The 16,060-nt window shown below is 64.4% G+C and carries 5 protein-coding genes; 2 read left to right on the forward strand and 3 right to left on the reverse strand.

Annotated features, from left to right (window positions below; all coding sequences use genetic code 11):
* Nucleotides 1-195 precede the first annotated feature (195 nt).
* The gene (locus HT579_14455) at nucleotides 196-8,559 is read right to left on the reverse strand and encodes a DUF4347 domain-containing protein (protein QKS30014.1); all 8,364 of its coding nucleotides are present in this window, start codon (nucleotides 8,557-8,559) and stop codon (nucleotides 196-198) included.
* 913 nt (nucleotides 8,560-9,472) lie between these two features.
* Here HT579_14455 and fbaA point away from each other — a divergent pair.
* Together fbaA and HT579_14465 are read left to right on the forward strand one after the other, a co-directional pair.
* The gene (gene fbaA, locus HT579_14460) at nucleotides 9,473-10,546 is read left to right on the forward strand and encodes a class II fructose-bisphosphate aldolase (GenBank protein ID QKS30015.1); all 1,074 of its coding nucleotides are present in this window, start codon (nucleotides 9,473-9,475) and stop codon (nucleotides 10,544-10,546) included.
* Nucleotides 10,547-10,709: 163 nt separating this feature from the next.
* Complete coding sequence (locus HT579_14465) at nucleotides 10,710-12,416, forward strand: diphosphate--fructose-6-phosphate 1-phosphotransferase (GenBank protein ID QKS30016.1); 1,707 nt, start codon at nucleotides 10,710-10,712, stop codon at nucleotides 12,414-12,416.
* Between the two features lie 56 nt (nucleotides 12,417-12,472).
* On the opposite strand, the gene HT579_14470 is transcribed toward HT579_14465, so the two are convergent.
* Together HT579_14470 and HT579_14475 are read right to left on the reverse strand one after the other, a co-directional pair.
* Nucleotides 12,473-15,061 (reverse strand): DEAD/DEAH box helicase, encoded by a 2,589-nt coding sequence (locus HT579_14470; GenBank protein ID QKS30017.1) that lies wholly within the window; start codon nucleotides 15,059-15,061, stop codon nucleotides 12,473-12,475.
* A 232-nt stretch (nucleotides 15,062-15,293) separates the two neighbouring features.
* Nucleotides 15,294-15,929, reverse strand: a complete 636-nt coding sequence (locus HT579_14475) for an S-adenosylmethionine-binding protein (protein QKS31652.1) — start codon at nucleotides 15,927-15,929, stop codon at nucleotides 15,294-15,296.
* Nucleotides 15,930-16,060 lie beyond the last annotated feature (131 nt).

Genomic DNA, 16,060 nt, shown 5'->3' on the forward strand with positions numbered 1-16,060 from the left:
GTCGCGGCCACCTCTGTCGCCGAAGCTGCGCGGAGAAGGACTCCTGCCGGCATGGCCGTAAGCTCTAAGGTGCTGGCGCTCACAGCCATGTCTCATCCCACCCGATCCACCGAAGAGCCGACGGTTCGCGGCGCCAGACTTGCCGCCCGCTCGCGGCGGACCGCTCTTCGGTCCGCCAGAGCAAGCCCGACCACCTCAGGTGACGAGAAAATCGAGACTCGTGAGCGCGAGACCAGCCGTGAGACTCGCGATCTGCACCGGGGCCGCGCCGGTGTTGCCGTTCGCGTCGTAGTACAGCGCACCGCTGCTGCTGTCGTAGATCAGGTAGTCGTCTGCGTCGGCGGCGCTGTTGAAGCCGGCGCCGGCGCGGAACCGGCCGACGGCGAGGGCACCGGTAGTCGTCAGCGAACTGAAGATTGCGTTCTCGAGTTCGATGGTGTCATCGACGACGCTGTAGTCGCCGATCGTGTCGCGGTTGCTGGCGGCATCCGGCAGGGTGTCGAAGCGGAAGATATCGGCCCCATTGCCTCCGATGAGGCTGTCGTTGCCAAGCCCGCCGAGCAAGCGATCGGCGCCACCACCGCCGTCGAGGGTGTCGTTGCCGAGGCCGCCGCTGAGTTTGTTGGCGTTGCCGTCGCCGGTGAGACGGTCGGCGTTCGACGAGCCGACCAGGTGCTCGATGCCGATCAGGGTGTCGGTGCCGGAACCGCTGGCGCTGCCGCTGGCGAGGCTGGCGGTGACGCCGCTGGCGCCGCTGACGCCGGAGACCCAGGTGACGGTGTCGCTGCCGGCGCCGCCATTGAGGACGTTGTTGCCGAGGCCGGCGTAGAGGAGGTTGTCGAGCGTGTTCCCCGTCAGGTTGGCGGCGCCGCTGGCAAGGATGCGGGCGTTCTCGACGTGGGCGCCCAGGGTGTAGCTGGCGACGGTGGTGAAGACGAGGTCGGTGCCGCCAGCGGCGGCGGCGTTGGTCTCGCTGACGACGTCGCCGGCGTGGTCGACGTAGTAGAAGTCGTTGCCGTCGCCGCCGGTCATCGAATCGGCGCCGGCGCCGCCGTCGAGGGTGTCGTTGCCGAGGCCGCCGCCGAGCCTGTTGGCGTTGCCGTTACCGGTGAGGCGGTCGGCGTTCGACGAGCCGATGAGATGCTCGATGCCGATCAGGTTGTCGTTGCCGGAACCGGAAGCGCTGCCGCTGGCGAGGCTCGCGGTGACGCCGCTGGCGCCGCTGACGCCAGAGACCCAGGTGACGGTGTCGCTGCCGGCGCCGCCATTGAGGACGTTGTTGCCGATGCCCGCGTAGATGAGGTTGTCGAGGGCATTGCCGGTGAGGTTGGCAGCGCCTGTGGCAAGGATGCGGGCGTTCTCGACGTGCGCGCCCAGGGTGTAGCTGGCGACGGTGGTGAAGACGAGGTCGATGCCGCCAGCGGCGGCGCTGGTCTCGCTGACGACGTCGCCGGCGTGGTCGACATAGTAGAAGTCGTTGCCGTCGCCGCCGGTCATCGAATCGGCGCCGGCGCCGCCGTCGAGGGTGTCGTTGCCGAGGCCGCCGCTGAGTTTGTTGGCGTTGCCGTTACCGGTGAGGCGGTCGGCGTTCGACGAGCCGATCAGGTGCTCGATGCCGATCAGGGTGTCGTTGCCGGAGCCGCTGGCGCTGCCGCTGGCGAGGCTGGCGGTGACGCCGCTGGCGCCGCTGGCGCCGGAGACCCAGGTGACGGTGTCGCTGCCGGTGCCGCCGTCGAGGACGTTGTTCCCGATGCCGGCGTAGAGGAGGTTGTCGAGGGCATTGCCCGTCAGGTTGGCGGCGCCGGTGGCAAGGATGCGGGCGTTCTCTACGTGCGCGCCCAGGATGTAGCTGGCGACGGTGGTGAACACGAGGTCGATGCCGCCAGCGGCGGCGCTGGTCTCGCTGACGACGTCGCCGGCGTGGTCGACATAGTAGAAGTCGTTGCCGTCGCCGCCGGTCATCGAATCGGCGCCGGCGCCGCCGTCGAGGGTGTCGTTGCCGAGGCCGCCGCTGAGTCTGTTGGCGTTGCCGTTACCGGTGAGGCGGTCGCCGTTCGACGAGCCGATCAGGTGCTCGATGCCGATCAGGGTGTCGTTGCCGGAACCGCTGGCGCTGCCGCTGGCGAGGCTGGCAGTGATGCCGGTAGCGCCGCTGACGCCGGAGACCCAGGTGACGGTGTCGCTGCCGGCGCCGCCATTGAGGACGTTGTTGCCGAGGCCGGCGTAGAGGAGGTTGTCGAGGGCATTGCCGGTGAGGTTGGCGGCGCCGGCGGCAAGGATGCGGGCGTTCTCGACGTGGGCGCCCAGGATGTAACTGGCGACGGTGGTGAATACGAGGTCGGTGCCGCCAGAGGCGGTGGCGTTGGTCTCGCTGACGACGTCGCCGGCGTGGTCCACATAGTAGAAGTCGTTGCCGTCGCCGCCGGTCATCGAATCGGCGCCGGCGCCGCCGTCGAGGGTGTCGTTGCCGAGGCCGCCACTGAGTTTGTTGGCGTTGCCGTTACCGGTGAGGCGGTCGGCGTTCGACGAGCCGATCAGGTGCTCGATGCCGATCAGGGTGTCGTTGCCGGACCCGCTGGCGGTGCCGTTGGCGAGGCTGGCGGTGACGCCGCTGGCGCCGCTGACGCCGGAGACCCAAGTGACGGTGTCGCTGCCGGCGCCGCCGTTGAGGACGTTGTTGCCGATACCCGCGTAGATGAGGTTGTCGAGGGCATTGCCGGTGAGGTTGGCGGCGCCGGTGGCGAGGATGCGGGCGTTCTCGACTTGGGCGCCGAGGGTGTAGCTGGCGACGGTGGTGAAGACGAGGTCGATGCCGCCAGCGGTGGTGGCGTTGGTCTCGCTGACGACGTCGCCGGCGTGGTCGACGTAGTAGAAGTCGTTGCCGTCGCCGCCGGTCATCGAATCGGCGCCGGCGCCACCGTCGAGGGTGTCGTTGCCGGCCATCCCTTTCAGATCGTTGTCCACGTTGGAGCCGATAATGCGGTCCGGCCCGCTCCCGCCGACGACGTTCTCAATGTTGGCAATCTGGTCGACATCGATCTCTATGCCGGTAGCGTTGTTGCTGAGCACGGGCAGGTTGATGACAACCCCCAATGTCGTTGAAGCGTAGATCACCGTGTCGACGCCATCCCCGCCGTCATAGACATCAGGACCGTCACCTATTCCGATGTCGATGATGTCGTCACCGCCGCCGGCATAGATGTAGTCATCGTGGCCTCCTCTTATGAAATTCCCCAAGGCAGTTCCAATGATCGACAGGCCTTTAGCAACTTTAACAGCGCTTCCGACCACGAGGTTTTTTATGGGCGTACCAACGAGCACCACACCCGCACCCACCGCAGCCACCCCGGTAGCCCCTATGCCAACCACGCTGTGTAGAGCCGTAGAAGAAACCTGCCCCGCACCCATATCCACCGTGACCGGCGTCGAATTTGCGAACGAGAAAAATCCAGTCGACTGTCCAGACGCGTCTTTCATCAGCGCATAGGTGGTGGCAGCTCCCTGGGATTGCGGGTAGACCAATGACGGCTTTGCCTTAGTCGCATCCACGTACATTCCAGGGACGAACAGCGTCTGGATAGCCAAGTCTTGCGCACTGGCGGGGTCCGGAAACTCGGAGGGCAGTTTCTCCAGCTTACGCCCGATCTCATGGTACAACTCTTGCGAATGCAGGTCAAATGTGTTTGCCCCCCACAACTCAGCAACGGTGCTTCGCTCGGTCGGTACGATGTAAAGGTCTCCTCTACGAGGACTAAATGTATCGGGTACCGCGATTATGTCGCCTTCAATCAATATGTTCGCCATTCTGGTGTCAGGCTGATTCAGCCCGATCCCAATCCCGCCCAGGCTTTCGCCATATCCCGGATTCGCAAAGACTATCGCTTCGTACTCGACAGACCCATCTTTCGGATCTTTCGGATGTTTCTGCATGTACGCTTGCGCCATTGCGGCGCCAAGGCTGTGCCCTGTCACATAAATATGCTTGATACCGGAAGCACTCGCGTATTGATCAACGGCGACAACAAACTCATCAAACAAACGAAAATGATTCTCGCGCTGCAGCCAGCCAGAAGGTCCCAGTTTGTCCCAAAACTCGTCTGTGCCAGTAAAAGACAGGAATATTGCATCACTGGAGCGGCCGACAATTGCCGATGCGTTTCCATTGACAAATACGCCATTCTTCTGATAACCCGCCAGACTTCCCAGATCCAGGGCATTTATCTTCAACTTGCTGAACGTTTGTGCGATTTCGAAAGAATCATTGAATCGATACGCGGCTAACATCAGATCGGACAGGACTCCGACCATTCCATCGTTTTTCTGAAAGATTGATTTCCTATCGAGAGGCGGCGCAGACGGGTCGTCCGCATCCACAATAGTGAACGGGCTCCTGAAGATCAGGTCTTGCGGATTCTGGTTCGCGCTGCGCCACACGGAAAGATTGAATTTCTCCCGGGGCTCCGACACACTGTCTTTGAGCAGTTGAATATCGAAAGACTGTGTTTGCTCGTTCTGCCCAAAGACCACCGGATATTGATTCCTTTCGACATAGTCGGCATCGTTCGCCGGGCCGCCGGGCTGCGCTGCCGTGCTGACGTAGACGGTTTCCGGAGCAAGGCCCGCCGGGCGTGTCAGGGTCACGGTGATGTGGCCGGTGGCTTCGTCACCAACCAGTTCCTGCGGTGAAAGCCGGAAGCTGGATAGTCCGGGCTCATTGTCGACAATCGTAAAGCTGGACCGGGCCAACCAATTGTTGATCGACGGATCCGGCGCAGCTTGGATGATTACGCCAAACGTCTCATTTCCCTCGGCCAAGGCATCGTCGCGGATATTGATGCTTAATGTCTTCGAGGGTTGTCCTGCAGCGAAGCTGATTCCGAGGTTGTTCAGCCCGTTGTAGTCGCTGTTTCCAGTATTGTCAGCATAGCCATTCTTCAGGCCGTGAACAGTACTGGCATATACAGTCTCCGAAGGCATCACACCCGAACGGGTCAGCGTAAAGGTCAAGGTTCCGCTCGCTTCGCCGACCGCTGGCGACTGGGGTGTGAGCTTGTAGCTGGTTCCCGCGGCATTGGTGCGAACTGACTGCGTGAGCGCGTATGTCCCCATCCCGTTTTCCTGATAGCCGGTACCAGCCGCCAGAAAATAGGTACCGTTGGTTTGGGGAGTGAACGTGAACCTCGAGTCGAAACCAGTACCTCCATCATCGGCAAAAGCCAATGCAACCGGGTTGCCGTCGCTGTCGCGAAGACGCAGGAACGGATCCTTCAGCGTTCCCGAGCCGGATGAGGCGCCCTTCAACTCGAATTGGTAGGCGGTTCCCGCGACGAGACTGGTTTTGAACCAATCCGTGTCACCGATAAAGTTGATCGCGCCTCGTTTTGTTTGGCCAGAGGAGATGGTTCCAGTCGTTGCAGTGGTCGAGGAATAGTCGTCCAGGGTTGCCGCATCGTCACTGTGTATCGTGAAGGTCGACTTGGCCAGGTAGGTGTTCAGCAAATCGCTGGCATCGCGCTGAACAACGAGCCCGAAGGTCTCGTCATTCTCCAGTACCGTGTCGTTGGTGATCGATAGCATCACCGTCTTCGATGTTTCGCCTGCCGCGAACGACAGCACTTCGTTGAGCTTGCCGGTGTAATCTCCGATGTTGGGGGTGCCCTCGCTCTGCGTGGTGGATACATACACCGTCTCCGCCGGCAGCAAACCGGAACGTGCGACGGTGAAGCTCACCGTACCGGCCCCTTCGCCCACCGTCGCTGACCCCGGAGAAATCGAGTACATCAGGGGGGTGGTCGTATCGGCGAACTGGAGCTTTTCGACGTTGGTCAGGAAGAGTTCGTCGTAGGCGTAACGACCGGAACCGCCGGAGTGATAGACCCGCGTCACACCGCTGAGCGTGGTCACCGTGAAGTTGGCGCGGTCCTCGAAGAAAATCACCGTGTCGGTGCCGGCACCGCCATCGATGGTGTCGTTGCCACCCCGGCCGTCAAAGGTCTCGTTGGCGCCCGTGCCACTCATGCCTTCCGCGAAATAGGTGCCGATGACGAGGGTATTGCTGCTCGGCGCAATCGCGACGGTCGCATCGGCGAACTGGAGCTTTTCGACGTTGGTCAGGAAGAGCTCGTCGTAGGCGTAACGACCGGAACCGCCGGAGTGATGGACCCGCGTCACACCGCTGAGCGTGGTCACCGTGAAGTTGGCGCGGTCCTCGAAAAAAATCACCGTGTCGGTGCCGGCACCGCCGTCGATGATGTCGTCTCCACCCCGGCCGTCAAAGGTCTCGTTGGCGCCCGTGCCACTCATGCCTTCCGCGAAATAGGTGCCGATGACGAGGGTATTGCTGCTCGGCGCAATCGCGACGGTCGCATCGGCGAACTGGAGCTTTTCGACGTTGGTCAGGAAGAGCTCGTCGTAGGCGTAACGACCGGAACCGCCGGAGTGATAGACCCGCGTCACACCGCTGAGCGTGGTCACCGTGAAGTTGGCGCGGTCCTCGAAGAAAATCACCGTGTCGGTGCCGGCACCGCCATCGATGGTGTCGTTGCCACCCCGGCCGTCAAAGGTCTCGTTGGCGCCCGTGCCACTCATGCCTTCCGCGAAATAGGTGCCGATGACGAGGGTATTGCTGCTCGGCGCAATCGCGACGGTCGCATCGGCGAACTGGAGCTTTTCGACGTTGGTCAGGAAGAGCTCGTCGTAGGCGTAACGACCGGAACCGCCGGAGTGATAGACCCGCGTCACACCGCTGAGCGTGGTCACCGTGAAGTTGGCGCGGTCCTCGAAGAAAATCACCGTGTCGGTGCCGGCACCGCCATCGATGGTGTCGTTGCCACCCCGGCCGTCAAAGGTCTCGTTGGCGCCCGTGCCACTCATGCCTTCCGCGAAATAGGTGCCGATGACGAGGGTATTGCTGCTCGGCGCAACCGCGACGGTCGCATCGGCGAACTGGAGCTTTTCGACGTTGGTCAGGAAGAGCTCGTCGTAGGCGTAACGACCGGAACCGCCGGAGTGATGGACCCGCGTCACACCGCTGAGCGTGGTCACCGTGAAGTTGGCGCGGTCCTCGAAAAAAATCACCGTGTCGGTGCCGGCACCGCCGTCGATGATGTCGTCTCCACCCCGGCCGTCAAAGGTCTCGTTGGCGCCCGTGCCACTCATGCCTTCCGCGAAATAGGTGCCGATGACGAGGGTATTGCTGCTCGGCGCAATCGCGACGGTCGCATCGGCGAACTGGAGCTTTTCGACGTTGGTCAGGAAGAGCTCGTCGTAGGCGTAACGACCGGAACCGCCGGAGTGATAGACCCGCGTCACACCGCTGAGCGTGGTCACCGTGAAGTTGGCGCGGTCCTCGAAGAAAATCACCGTGTCGGTGCCGGCACCGCCATCGATGGTGTCGTTGCCACCCCGGCCGTCAAAGGTCTCGTTGGCGCCCGTGCCACTCATGCCTTCCGCGAAATAGGTGCCGATGACGAGGGTATTGCTGCTCGGCGCAATCGCGACGGTCGCATCGGCGAACTGGAGCTTTTCGACGTTGGTCAGGAAGAGCTCGTCGTAGGCGTAACGACCGGAACCGCCGGAGTGATGGACCCGCGTCACACCGCTGAGCGTGGTCACCGTGAAGTTGGCGCGGTCCTCGAAAAAAATCACCGTGTCGGTGCCGGCACCGCCGTCGATGATGTCGTCTCCACCCCGGCCGTCAAAGGTCTCGTTGGCGCCCGTGCCACTCATGCCTTCCGCGAAATAGGTGCCGATGACGAGGGTATTGCTGCTCGGCGCAATCGCGACGGTCGCATCGGCGAACTGGAGCTTTTCGACGTTGGTCAGGAAGAGCTCGTCGTAGGCGTAACGGCCTGAACCGCCGGAGTGATAGACCCGCGTCACACCGCTGAGCGTGGTCACCGTGAAATTGGCGCGGTCCTCGAAAAAGATCGCCGTGTCGGTGCCGGCACCGCCGTCGATGGTGTCGTTGCCACCTTGTCCATCGATGGTGTCGTTGCCGCTCGTCCCGCTGAGGGCTTCCGAGCTGTAGTTGCCTAGAATTGCCGCCAGCAGCCCTGCGTATGTGGATTGTAGCTTGGTCTCGGAGAGCGGTTCGTTATCGATCGCACCCGTCGAGCGCTCCATCACCCAATCCCCACCCAACGCCGCTTTCCCCGTCAGATCCGTCGACGCAGCCACATCAGCCCCCGTGGCCGCCGCCAGTTGCGCGATGAACGCCTGCCCACCATCGCCCTGCGCCACACTGCAACCATAGAGCAAAATGTCCCCGGTCTCGCTCAAGCTCCGTCCGATCGCTTGCAGTGTCGCCTCGTAGCTCGCCAAGTTGCCCGCGGTCAGCATCGTGCTGCCCAAGTACAAGGTCCCCGGAGCGCCGTGCGAAATGACCTGGATCGCATCGAGCCCGGTGTGCGCCGACAGGATCCGCTCCATCTGCCTGATGCCATCCGCGCCGGCATGCAGCAGATGCCACTCGCTTCCCTCCGCCAGGCCGGCGATCAGGGTCTGGTAATCGGCGACGCGGGAATCGACGAAGAACATTTGACGGGCGGCGGCAGTCATGAGGGCACCTCGGTTGGGGTTCGGGTCAAGTAATGAAGTGGGGGCAATGCCACCGGTCAGAGCGGCCGATGGCACGACACGGTCGGCTCGTCTTGTTTACCAGGACGTGTCGATCGGGTGGGCGGACAAGAGAGGAGTTCTGGCGGGGTAGGAACGGTCTGCTCGCGGCCTCAGAGCCGCGACCGTGAGTGACGTGCCCAGTTTCGCGAACCGATTCCGAGTGGCACCGGCCGTGCTGCAAGCGGCTCATCGCCACCCTGACGGAACTCTGCATCTCCCGGAAGCGACGGCGTGACCACATGCATGCAAACCGGGGCAGCGCAATCGGCGACCCGCCGTTCGGGACCCGTCGTCGCGACCCGGCTGTGCCGATCAGCGGAGCCCGACGAGCGCGACGACGCCGGCGGACAGACGACAGCACGCGTGTGCGCCCTCCTCCGGATTCCTCTCTCGACTTGGGCATGCGTGCCCCCTTATTGGCGTTGTTGTTTTTTGGCTTGATAACACAGGCGAGGCGGGAAGCGGTTGACCTGGATCAATAACGCTTATCTCCAGCGCATCGTCTGGCAGGGCGACACCGCCGGACGAGTCGAACGTGGCACGTGCCCTCTGCCCAAGGCCAGACCGCCGAGCGACGTAACGGGCCTCCTCATTCTGTGGTCCGCGGACGCTTCCGCGAACGCGACGGCAGAACGCACGCATAACTGCCGAGGAACCCCATCCAGCCCCCTTTCCGAGGCCAGTCCAGCGGCCTCGAGTCGCACCGCTGGGAGAAAGCAGACAGCGCTTGACGCGCCGCCGCACGGCGGAGATACTTCCACCGAATCGGGCGTTCCGGCGTCCGTTTTGCCCTCGCATCTGGCTTCACCCTCCCCCCGACCTTCTCGATCAACCGAATCAGGACACGCAAATCATGAGTGCATCAGAAGTCAAACCCGGCGTCGCCACCGGCGACGAGCTGCAGGCCATCTTCAATCTGGCGAAGGCCAGGCAGTTCGCCCTGCCGGCGGTGAATGTCATCAACACCAGCACGGTCAACGCGGTCATGGAGACCGCCGCCGAACTCAAGTCACCGGCGATCATCCAGTTCTCGAACGGCGGCGCGCAGTTCTTCGCCGGCAAGGGACTGGACAACAGCAACCAGCGTTCATGCGTCGCCGGTGCCGTCTCGGGCGCCAACCACATCCACCAGCTCGCCGCGCTCTACGGCGCGACGATCATCCTGCACACCGACCACGCGGCGAAGAAACTGCTGCCGTGGATCGACGGCCTGCTCGATGCCGGTGAGCAGTACTTCAAGGCGCATGGCAAGCCGCTCTACAGCTCGCACATGCTCGACCTCTCGGAAGAGCCGATCGAGGAGAACATCGAGATCTGCAAGCGTTATCTCCAGCGGATGAGCAGGATGGGGATGACGCTGGAAATCGAACTCGGCGTCACCGGCGGCGAAGAGGACGGCGTCGACAATACCGGCGTCGACAGCTCGCGCCTGTACACGCAGCCCGAGGACGTCGCCTACGCTTACGAGGAACTGTCGAAGGTCAGCGACCGCTTCACCATCGCCGCCTCGTTCGGCAACGTGCACGGCGTGTACAAGCCGGGCAACGTCAAGTTGCAGCCGGTCATCCTGAAGAACTCGCAGGAGTTCGTGCAGAAGAAATTCGGCACCGGCGCGCAGCCGATCAACTTCGTTTTCCACGGCGGCTCCGGGTCGACACTCGAGGAAATCCGCGAGGCCATCTCCTACGGCGTCGTCAAGATGAACATCGACACCGACCTGCAGTGGGCCTTCTGGGATGGCGTCATGGGCTTCTACAAGAAGAACGAAGGTTACCTGCAGGGCCAGATCGGCAACCCCGAAGGCGACGACAAGCCGAACAAGAAGTTCTACGACCCGCGCGCCTGGCTGCGCAAGGGCGAGGACGCGTTCCGTGCGCGCCTGAAGCAGGCGTTTGCCGACCTGAACAACGTCGGTACCCTCGGATAATCGGCTGCATGGCAGGACAGCGGGCTGGTCCAGAGGTGGACTGGCCCGTTTTTGTGTCTGCCCCGTCCCCGAACGGCAGTCTGCAACCACCGCCAACGGGCCGGCTGCGCCGGCCCGAACGAGGCAACCACGTAACCACACCACGTGACATAGAGGTCAAAGCATGAGTACCCTCGTAGAACAGCTCCTCAACACCGAAGCGCACCGCTCGATCTTCGAGACGGCCGTGCGCCAGAACCCGCTGCCGGTCTGTGCCGCCTTCGGTTCCTCCGACCACCCGCAGCCGGTGCGCTTCAGCAACACCAGTCAGGTCCTTGGCACCAAGGATGCCGAAGGCGTTCGCGCGCAGTTCCCGCAAACCGTCGCCGCTTCCGGCAACGTCGTCCTCAGCTCGGCTGGCGTCAGCACCGCGGGCGTCACCGGCAAGCGCGTCGCCGTCCTCTTTTCCGGCGGGCCGGCGGCCGGCGGCCACAACGTCGTCTGCGGCCTGAAGCGCGTCCTCGGTGCGGGCAACACGCTGTTCGGCGTCAAGGCCGGACCCAAGGGCCTGCTCAAAGGATCGCTGTTCGAGATCACCGACGCCAACGTCGACTTCATCCTCAACACCGGCGGCTTCGATTTCCTCGGCTCGGACCGGACGAAGATCAAGTCGGCGGAGCAGTTCGCACAGGTGCGCGAGACCTGCATCAGGCACAACCTCGACGCGATCGTCGTCGTCGGCGGTGACGACTCGAACACCAACGCGGCGGTGCTCGCCGAATCGCTGTTCACCGGCGTCAAGGCCGACGGTTCCGGCGTCCAGGTCATCGGCGTGCCGAAGACGATCGACGGCGACCTGCAGATCGCCGGCCTGCTGTCGATCTCCTTCGGCTTCGACACCGCGACGCGAATCTACAGCGAGATGGTCGGCAACATCCTGCAGGACACCAGTTCGTCGCTGAAGTACTGGCACTTCGTCAAGCTGATGGGCCGCTCGGCCTCGCACGTCGCGCTCGAGGTGGCGCTGCAGACGAAACCGGCAATCGCGCTGATCTCCGAGGAGATCGCTGCCAAGCAGGAGTCGCTCGCCAGCATCATCGACCGCGTCGCCCGGGTAATCGTCGACCGTTCGCACAAGGGAATGAACTACGGCGTCCTGCTCGCACCCGAGGGCCTGATCGAGTTCATCCCCGAGATGAACGCGATGATCGCCGAACTCAACGACGTCCTGGCGCACCACGCCGCCGAGTTCGCGGCGCTCGCCGACGACGCCAAGGCGGAATTCGTCGGCAGCAAGCTGAGCGCCGACAACGCCGCCCTCCTCGCCTCGCTGCCGCACTACATCGTGAACATGCTGCTTGCCGAACGCGATTCGCACGGCAACCTGCAGGTCTCGCTGATCCCCACCGAGCAGTTGCTGATCGACATGGCGAAGAAGCGGGTGCGGGAACTCGACCCGGCCGTTCCCTTTGCCGCGCACAACCACTTCCTCGGCTACGAGGGCCGCTGCGGTGCGCCGACGCTTTTCGACGCCGCCTACACCTACAACCTCGGCCTCACCGCCGGCTCGCTGATCCTCGACGGCCGCACCGGCTACATGGCGACGATCACCGGACTGAGCAGCGGCGGCACGCCGCAGGCGATCCCGCTCGCCGGCCTGCTGAATATCGAGCGGCGGCATGGCAAGGACGAGTTCGTGATCGAGAAGGCGCTGGTGAAGATGGACTCGCCAGCGATGAAGTTCTTCGCTTCGCGGCGTGACGAGTGGGCGGCGGCTGACCTTTTCTCCTCACCGGGTCCGCGGCAGTTCTGGGGTCCGACGACGCACCAGCTGCCGATCACCGTCGCGCTGAACTCGGGTGCCGATTCGCTGATGTTCCGCATCGGCTGAGCCGCACCGCCTGGCTGTGAGCGGGGGAGCTTGGCCCTGGTCGGACTCCCCCGTCTTCATTTGCGGCCGCCGAGCAGACCCAGCAAGCCCTCGGCCAGGCGCTGCACAGTTTGCGGATCGGGAACCGGCACCTTGAGGAAGCGCTCGCCGGTCGCCGGATCGGTCTGCACCCACGGCGACTGACGCTCGCCACTCGCTGCGGCGGCGAGCTCGCCAAGTAGTTGAACGCCGGCGGACAACAGTGGCGACCAAGGGTCGGCAGACGTAGCCGGTGCGGTCGGTGCGGCCGTTGCTGCCGGCGCCACCTCCGGTTCACCCACCGGCGGCACGGCCGCAAGCTCCACTGCGGGCGCGGCAACTGCCGCTGCTGGCGGCAGCTCGCCAGCCTCCACCACCCCCTGTACCTGCAACCGCGTCTCCTGGTACTCCTCTTCGCCGTCGGCGGCAGCGGCGACCCCGGCTTCGGCGGTCGCTTCGAGCGGCGGGGTATCGCGACGTTCATCTTCGCTGGCGGTGCTCTCGCCCGCCATTTCGCCGGTCACCCGGTCGACCGTCTCCATGAATCGGGCAAGCCGGGAACCCTGCAGCACGACCTCGTCGTCACCGCCGTCGAGGACACCGGAGAACAACGACTGCTTGAACGCCAGCACCGCGAGCATGCCCTCCTCGATCGTTCCGCGGGCGACGAAATTGACGACCTGCACGCCGCGCGTCTGGCCCAGGCGATGGACGCGGCCGATCCGCTGCTCGAGAACCGCCGGATTCCAGGGCAGATCCATATTGACGACGACCGCCGCCGCATGCTGCAGGTTGAGGCCGACGCCGCCGGCGTCGGTGCTGAGGAAGACGCGGCAGTCGGCATCGCTGTGGAAGCGATCGACGAGGGCGCCGCGCCTGTCGGCCGCGACGCCGCCATGGAACAGCACGTGCTCCCAGCCACGCGGCCGCAAGCGGCGGATGATCAGTTCGTGCGTGCGCAGCCACTGGCTGAAGACGACGACCTTGGCCTGCGGATCGGCGAAGAGGACATCGAGCAGCGCGATCAGTTCGTCGGCCTTGTAGCCGTCGTCTGTTTCCTTGTCGATCAGGAAGCTGCTGTTGCACACCATGCGCATGTTCTGCAGCGCGCAGTGCAGGCGGAGTTGCTCCTTCTCCGAGAGGAACCCGGTACGCCGCCAGCGCTGCACGATGCGCGCGACGGTCTCGCGGTTCTCGTCGTGATGTTTCGCCTGCAGGGCGCTCATCGGCATCAGCAGCGTGTTGTCGACGCGCTCGGGCAACTGCTCGAGCACTTCCGCCTTGCGCCGGCGCAGCATGATCGGCGCCAGCGTCTCGCCGATGCGATGCAGCTCGCGGTAGCCGACGACCCGACCGTGCTCGTCGCGCTGCTGGTGTTCGTGCAGCAGCCGCCAAGTCGGGCCAAGCCGGTGCTGGTCGACGAACTGGACGATCGAGATCAGTTCCTCGAGCCGGTTCTCGAGCGGCGTGCCGGTGAGGACGACGGCGTAGGGGCTGTCGATCTGCTTCAGTGCGCGGGCAGCGATCGTATTCCAGTTCTTGATCCGCTGTGCTTCATCGACCACCACCACGTCCGGCGCCCAGGCCTGGATCAGGTCGAGGTCGCGGCTCAGCGTTTCGTAGTTGGTGATCTTGCAGAAATCGGCCTGCGCATAACGCGTCTGGCGGACCGCACGCAGGCCGCCGATCACCGTCGCCTGGCGCTCGCTGAAACGGCCGATCTCGCGCTGCCACTGGTGCTTGAGGGAGGTCGGGCAGACGACCAGGACGCGCTCGGCGCCGAAATGGCGGGCGAAGATCTCCATCGCAGCGATCGCCTGCACGGTCTTGCCGAGCCCCATCTCGTCGCCGATCAGCACCCGCCCGGCACGCGCCGCGAACAGCGCTCCCTGGCGCTGATAGGGGTAGAGGCCGACCTTGAGCAGGGCACCGAGCTCGGGGCTGTCGCTGCCCAGCGGATAGGCGTCGGCAAGCGCCTGCTCGCGGATGTCGCGATCGCGCAGCTCGGCGACGAAAGCCAGTGCATCGTCGTCGCAGCGCAGGTCGTGACCGGTGGCACGAACGCGGTCGACGACGGCTGGCAGGTCGACAAAGCGCTCGTTCGGCAGTTGCCAGCCCGCATCGCTGTCGAACAACTCCTCTACCGCCGGCAGCAAGTCGGCCGGCAACTCGCGGCCGGGGCGCAGGCGCACGCGACGCTGCCCCGCGTAGTCGAGAAAGAGTTCGCTGAATGCCGCCTGGAAGCCCGCGGCGAGCGCCTGCCTGCCGTCTGGGCGATTGCTGATCTGCGCCAGCGTGAATTCGATGTGCTTGCACGTTCCGAGGTCGTTGGTCGAAAAATCGGGACACGAGCAGCGGTTGTCGCCGGGCTGGTCGCCGCGAATGACGACGCGGTAGCGGCGCCGGCTGTCCGGGTTGTAGACCGCGAACTCGGAAAAGACCGGCTCCTCGCCGAGATTCTCGAAACCGAAGCGCTGCTCGCGGCCGAACTGCCGGCGCAGTTCGCGCTGCCAGTCGTCGACCGTCAGGTCGGCAGGTGGGCGTTGCCGGGAGAGGCGCGGCGGCGACGTGCTGCGCTGGCTGGTCTTTCGGCCCTTGCGGTTCGCTTTGTCGCTCGTCTTTTCCATGGCTTCTCCTGGCTTTGGTGCGCTGGCGGCAGTGATCTGTCAGGGTCCGCGCCGCAGCCAGCGATCGCGCCTGCCCGCGCCCACGGCCGATGCATCCGGGGTGATCGGCACGGGGAAATGGCAAAGCCGCAACTATGCGCAGGCGGCGGAAAAAGTTCAAGCCGGCGCGCGCCGCGAGCGGCCGCCGGCCGCCACCGCGAGACGACGGCGACGCGCTTGGCTGCCGCCGCAGTCAGTCCTTCGTCGCCGCTTGCGAGTGGTGCGCGTAGGTCGGCCAGTCGGGAGCGTAGGCGTCCGCCTGGCTGCCCCAGCTCTGCCAGCCGGCGCGCGACCCGCGGGCGAACATCTCGAGGAAGGGTCCGGGCGAGCACGCTTCGATCAGATCGTAGGCTTCGTCCGGCTTGCGCGAATGCTCCCGCTTGCGGCTGCGGATGATGTTCACCTGGCGGCGGCCCGGCGCCAGCGTGCGGGCATTCCTGCCGCGCACGCCAAAGAGCAGCAACTCGGTCGTGTTGCGGAAGTAGAAGCCGACGCCACGACCGTCCGGGCCACCGTCCTTGCGCACCTTGTGCCAGACGATGTTGCTCTTGTATGCGAATCCCCAGGCGGCGAGAACGCGCAAGCCTTCCGGCAGCAGCGCGTTGGGCACCCACAGGTAGAGGTGGGCGGTGTCTTCGACGATGAGCGCCACCGGCAGATCGACGATCTCGTCCAGTGTCAGCGTCGCATAGCGATTGAGGCGCTTGTGCTCGGGAGCCATCTTGCCGGTGCGGTTCTCGAACTGCCACGGCGGATCGGCAAGCACCGTGCGGAACCGGCGCACACCCACCCGTTGCAGGAGATCGGCGCCTGCCTCGCCCGACTGCATCTGCATGCCCACACGTCCCTTCGCCAGCCCATCAGGGCGACCCCCTGCCCGCCGTTGCAGCAGCGCCGCAGCCCATGGCGGCCGATACCTCTGTCCGGCGGCCTCCCGATCAGGATACCATCACGGATCGT

Origin of the sequence: Candidatus Accumulibacter similis (genome assembly GCA_013347225.1) — a bacterium.
Classification (GTDB): Bacteria; Pseudomonadota; Gammaproteobacteria; order Burkholderiales; family Rhodocyclaceae; genus Accumulibacter; species Accumulibacter similis.

Bases quoted from the DNA above. Each gene is read 5' to 3' on its own strand.
- HT579_14455 (QKS30014.1), bottom strand. From the start codon at position 8,559: ATGACTGCCGCCGCCCGTCAAATGTTCTTCGTCGATTCCCGCGTCGCC.
- fbaA (QKS30015.1), top strand. From the start codon at position 9,473: ATGAGTGCATCAGAAGTCAAACCCGGCGTCGCCACCGGCGACGAGCTG.
- HT579_14465 (QKS30016.1), top strand. From the start codon at position 10,710: ATGAGTACCCTCGTAGAACAGCTCCTCAACACCGAAGCGCACCGCTCG.
- HT579_14470 (QKS30017.1), bottom strand. From the start codon at position 15,061: ATGGAAAAGACGAGCGACAAAGCGAACCGCAAGGGCCGAAAGACCAGC.
- HT579_14475 (QKS31652.1), bottom strand. From the start codon at position 15,929: ATGCAGTCGGGCGAGGCAGGCGCCGATCTCCTGCAACGGGTGGGTGTG.